5 protein-coding genes are annotated in these 5,038 nt (G+C 67.9%); 3 read left to right on the top strand and 2 right to left on the bottom strand.

Annotation, left to right across the window (positions count from 1 at the left end; all coding sequences use genetic code 11):
• Both AC2VOP_RS14470 and AC2VOP_RS14465 read left to right on the top strand, forming a co-directional pair.
• A partial coding sequence (locus tag AC2VOP_RS14470) for an MFS transporter (protein WP_486961616.1) occupies positions 1-1,034 on the top strand: 1,034 nt, incomplete at its 5' end.
• A gap of 118 nt (positions 1,035-1,152) precedes the next feature.
• Positions 1,153-2,934: a proline--tRNA ligase gene (locus AC2VOP_RS14465; protein WP_486961615.1), complete on the top strand. Its 1,782-nt coding sequence runs from the start codon at positions 1,153-1,155 to the stop codon at positions 2,932-2,934.
• Here the strand turns inward: AC2VOP_RS14465 and AC2VOP_RS14460 are convergent.
• Together AC2VOP_RS14460 and AC2VOP_RS14455 are read right to left on the bottom strand one after the other, a co-directional pair.
• Positions 2,903-3,361, bottom strand: coding sequence for a ferritin-like domain-containing protein (locus AC2VOP_RS14460; protein WP_486961614.1), 459 nt, complete (start codon positions 3,359-3,361; stop codon positions 2,903-2,905). The two genes, AC2VOP_RS14465 and AC2VOP_RS14460, sit on opposite strands and share 32 nt — an antisense overlap.
• Complete coding sequence (locus AC2VOP_RS14455; protein WP_486961613.1) at positions 3,358-3,894, bottom strand: hypothetical protein; 537 nt, start codon at positions 3,892-3,894, stop codon at positions 3,358-3,360. The genes AC2VOP_RS14460 and AC2VOP_RS14455 overlap by 4 nt, the downstream gene beginning before the upstream one ends.
• 318 nt (positions 3,895-4,212) lie before the next feature.
• On the opposite strand from AC2VOP_RS14455, the gene AC2VOP_RS14450 reads away from it, so the two are divergent.
• The coding region (locus AC2VOP_RS14450) for a NusA N-terminal domain-containing protein (RefSeq protein WP_486961612.1) at positions 4,213-5,038 on the top strand (826 nt) is incomplete at its 3' end.

Below are 5,038 nucleotides of genomic sequence, written 5' to 3'. Positions count from 1 at the left end.
TGACCGGCATCGGCTCGGTGCTGGGGCTGGTGGTCGGTGGTGCGCTGACCGAGGTGTCGTGGCGGCTGGCGTTTCTGGTGAACGTGCCGATCGGGCTAGTGATGATCTACCTGGCTCGGACCGCGCTGGCCGAAACCCGGCGAGAGCCGATGAAGCTGGACGCCACCGGAGCCGTGCTGGCCACGCTGGGATGTACCGCAGCGGTTTTCACCTTCTCGATCGGCCCGGAACAGGGCTGGATTTCGGCCGTCACCATCGGCGCAGGTGTGGTGGCGGCGGCCGCGTTCGTGGCATTCGCCCTGGTGGAGCGCACCGCCGAAAACCCCGTTGTGCCACTGAACTTGTTCTTCGACCGCAACCGGCTGGCGACCTTCGCGGCTGTCTTCCTGGCCGGCGGCGTGATGTTCACCCTGACCGTGATCATCGCTCTGTACGTGCAGGACATCATGGGCTACAGCGCGCTGCGGGCAGGCATCTGCTTCATTCCGTTCGCCATCGCGATGGGCTTCGGCCTGGGCGCGTCCTCCCAGCTGGTGTCGTGGTTCCCGCCGCGGGCGGTGGTGCTCAGTGGCGGGGTTCTGGTGGTGGGCGCGATGCTGTACGGCTCGACGCTGAACGCCGCCATACCGTACTTCCCGAACCTGGTTGTGCCGATCGTGATCGGCGGGATCGGTATCGGCATGATCATCGTTCCGCTGGCGTTGTCGGCGATCGCCGGCGTGGGCCTCGACCAGATCGGGCCCACCTCGGCGATCGCACTGATGTTGCAGAACCTCGGTGGTCCGGTGGTGCTGGCCGTCATCCAGGCCGTCATCACCTCGCGCACGCTGTACCTGGGCGGGGTCAACGGCCCGGTGAAGAACATGAACGCCGCCCAGCACCATGCGCTCGATCAGGGCTACACCTACGGCCTGCTGTGGGTGGCAGCGGTGGCCGTTGTCGTCGGCGCGGTGTCGCTGCTGATCCGATACACCGCGGCGCAGGTGGCGCAAGCGCAGGAAGTTCAGGAAGCCCTCGACGCCGGCGAGTTGTAACTCGACTCGCTTCGCCGGCCAGCATGCGCAAACTCGCATTCGACGCGGCTGCGGAGTGCGATTTGGTGCATGCTCGCCGGCGGGGAGGGGCGTCGCCGGTCGGCTAGGCTGGCCCGCTGTGATCACCCGGATGTCGCAGCTGTTCCTGCGCACCCTGCGCGACGACCCCGCCGACGCCGAGGTCCCCAGTCACAAGCTGTTGATCCGCGCCGGCTACATCCGCCCGGTAGCGCCTGGCCTGTACAGCTGGCTGCCGCTGGGGCTGCGGGTGTTGCGTCGGATCGAACGCGTTGTGCGCGAGGAGATGAACGCCATCGGTGGGCAGGAGATTCTGCTGCCGGCGCTGTTGCCGCGCGCCCCGTATGAGGCGACCAACCGCTGGACCGAATACGGCGACACCATGTTTCGGCTACAGGATCGCCGGCGCAACGACTACCTGCTCGCGCCGACCCACGAAGAGCTGTTCACCCTGCTGGTCAAAGGCGAGTACAGCTCTTACAAGGACTTCCCGCTGCTCCTCTACCAGATCCAGACCAAGTACCGCGACGAAGCCCGCCCGCGGGCGGGCATCCTGCGGATGCGGGAGTTCTTGATGAAGGACTCCTACTCTTTCGACATCGACGATGCCGGTCTGCAGGCTGCCTACCAGGCGCATCGCCGGGCCTATCAGCGCATGTTCGACCGGCTGGGTGTGCGTTATGTGATCGTGGCCGCGAAGTCCGGTGCGATGGGCGGGTCTGCCTCCGAGGAGTTCCTGGCCGAGAGCCCGGTCGGCGAGGACACTTTCGTGCGGTGCCCGGAGTCCGGGTACGCCGCCAACGTTGAAGCGGTGGTCACCAGCCGGCCGGACCCGCAACCCGTCGGCGGGCTTCCCGAACCGGTGGTGTACGACACCGGGGACACCCCGACGATCGCGACGCTGGTCGACTGGGTCCACCGCGCCGGCATCGCCGGTGTGGCAGGCCGCACCGTCACCGCTGCCGACACGCTGAAGAACGTCCTGGTCAAGGTTCGCGAGCCGGGCAAGGACTGGGAGTTGCTGGGCATCGGGCTGCCCGGTGATCGTGAGGTCGACGAGAAGCGGCTGGGCGCTGCGCTCGAACCGGCCGAGTACGTGCTGCTCGGCGACGACGACTTCGCGAAGTACTCATTTCTGGTCAAGGGCTACATCGGGCCGAAGGCCCTGGCCGACAACGATGTGCGTTATCTCGTCGACCCGCGGGTGGTGGACGGCAGCAGCTGGATCACCGGAGCCGACGCGCCGGGCCGCCACGTCGTCGGGCTGGTGGCCGGCCGGGATTTCACCGCCGACGGCACCATCGAGGCCGCCGAGGTGCGCGACGGCGACCCCTCACCCGACGGTGCCGGGCAGCTGGTGTCGGCCCGCGGCATCGAGATCGGGCACATTTTCTCGCTGGGCCGCAAATACACCGATGCCTTCACCGCCGACGTCCTCGGCGAAGACGGTCGCCCGGTGCGGCTGACGATGGGCAGCTACGGCGTCGGGGTGTCACGGCTGGTGGCCGTCATCGCCGAACAACACCATGACGAGTTGGGGCTGTGCTGGCCGAGCGCCGCCGCACCCTTCGACGTGCACCTGGTGATTGCCAACAAAGACGACGCCGCCCGTGCCGGCGCCACCGCGCTGGCCAGCGACCTGGACCGGCTCGGCGTCCAGGTGCTGCTCGACGACCGCCAGGCGTCGCCGGGGGTGAAATTCACCGACGCCGAGCTGCTGGGTATGCCGTGGATCGTCGTGGTGGGCCGGGGCTGGGCCGACGGTGTGGTCGAGCTGCGCAACCGGTTGTCCGGCCAGACCCGGGAGCTGGCCGTCGACGCGTCGCTGGCCGCTGAGGTCGCGGCCGCGGTTACTCCGCACCGCCCGGGAAGGCCCGGGTGATCGGCCAATTGCCCAGCATCTGATTCCAGCGCGCGGCCAGCACCGCGCTGTGCGACAGTGCGGTCGTCGCAAACTGGCGGTCGGTGGGTTCGCGGGCCTGTTCGACGACGGCCCGCCAGGCCACCGCGGTGTCGTTCTCCATCCGAAGCGCGAGCTGCGCGGCGTCGGTGGTGTTGTTGACCGGGAGGGGCAGCTGATAGCCGGCGGCGGCGACGGGGACGGCTTCCGCGCGGTCGGACATCATGGTGATGACCCGGTCGCGTCGGTCCCGGTGCTGGCGAACCGCATCGGACACCAAGTAGTTGAGGTCGGAGAGGATGTACGCCGACACCACACCGTAGCCGTAGATGACGCCATATTCGGTGGCCAGCGCGTCGCCGAGGGCAGCGCCGGGCCCGGTTGCCGGGCTGGGCTCGGTCGATGTCACGGCTGAGCCACCAATGCGACGGTGTAGGAGGCTGTACAAGCTGCGGCGATGGAGGCGAGCAGACCGGCTCGGTAACCCGACATCTCGGTCGCCAGCTTTGCGGCACTGTCTGCCGCAACCCGCAGGGCGTTCACCACGTCGGACAGCTTGGGGGCGGGTGCGGCCCGGCCGGTGGTGGCCGCCGCCGCAGGTGTTTCAGTCGGGCTCGGCTCGCGGTGACCGGCGACCCGGGCAACCTCGGCGGCCAGCGCCTGAGCATGATTGGCCCGTTCCGCCGCGATCTGGGCTAACGCAGCCACGATCACCGGGGGTTCGGAGTCGGCAACAGCGGCAGCCGTCGCTGTGGCCAACTCGCTGTCCTGGCGTGCCAGCTCCTGTTGGGCTTGCAGCTCGTCGACTTCGGGCGGTACCGGCTTCGGTCCGCACGCCGGCGCTGCCACGGCGAGCAGGGCGAGAGACCCGGCACCGGCCAGCACGCGTCGCCTGCTGACGACCGGATCGGCGAACGGAACAGACGCAGTGGTGCCGGGCACGCCAACATCCTGCCAGGTGCGGACCAGGTGTGGACGGTGCCGGCCCGCTCCTTTGGTCCGGCTCGCAACGCGCCGACTGTGCAGAGGTTAAGTGGCGTTCCAGTCCGCCGTGGCCACGCGTGATTCGGCGTATCGTTGATAGCTGGTTCCCCAGGCGAAACCGGGTTCGCTCCGGGCAGACGATCGGACAACTCAAGATGAGGAGCTCGCCGTGACCAGAAGGCTACCTTCGCAGACGCGGGTGATCGAGCTACTCGAGCGTGAGATGGAGCTGGTTCAGACTACTCAAGCTGAGGTTGGCCGAACGGAGGCCGGCGGATGAACATCGACATGGCCGCGCTGCACGCGATCGAGGCGGACAAGGGCATCTCGGTGGACGTGGTGGTCGAGACGATCAAATCCGCGCTGCTGACCGCTTACCGGCACACCGAAGGCCACGAGACCGACGCGCACATCGACATCGACCGCAAAACCGGACTGGTCCGCGTGCTGGCCCGGGAGATCGATGATGACGGCAACGTCGTCGCCGAATGGGATGACACCCCCGAAGGTTTCGGTCGGATCGCGGCCACCACCGCGCGTCAGGTGATCTTGCAGCGGCTGCGGGACGCCGAGAACGAAAAGGCTTACGGAGAATTCTCCGCCCGCGAAGGCGACATCGTCGCGGGCGTCGTTCAGCGCGACGCGCGGGAAAACGCTCGCGGTGTCGTGGTGGTGCGGCTCGGTACCGAAGCCAAAGGATCCGACGGCCTCATCCGGTCCGCCGAGCAGGCGCCCGGCGAGCGTTACGAGCACGGCGACCGGCTGCGCTGCTATGTCATCGGTGTCACCCGCGGTCTTCGTGAGCCGCGCATCGAGCTCTCCCGCACCCATCCCAATTTGGTCCGCAAACTGTTCGCGCTGGAGGTTCCGGAGATCGCCGACGGGTCGGTGGAGATCGTGGCGGTGGCCCGGGAGGCGGGTCACCGGTCCAAGATCGCAGTCGCGTCACGGGTTTCCGGACTCAACGCCAAGGGTGCCTGCATCGGCCCGATGGGCCAGCGCGTACGCAACGTGATGAGCGAGCTGTCCGGTGAGAAGATCGACATCATCGACTACGACGAAGACCCGGCGCAGTTCGTCGCCAATGCGCTGTCGCCGGCGA

This window comes from Mycobacterium sp. TH-M106, assembly GCF_057473765.1.
The sequence above is the reverse complement of the archived record's forward strand: the minus strand, read 5'-3'. Positions and strand labels throughout refer to the sequence as shown.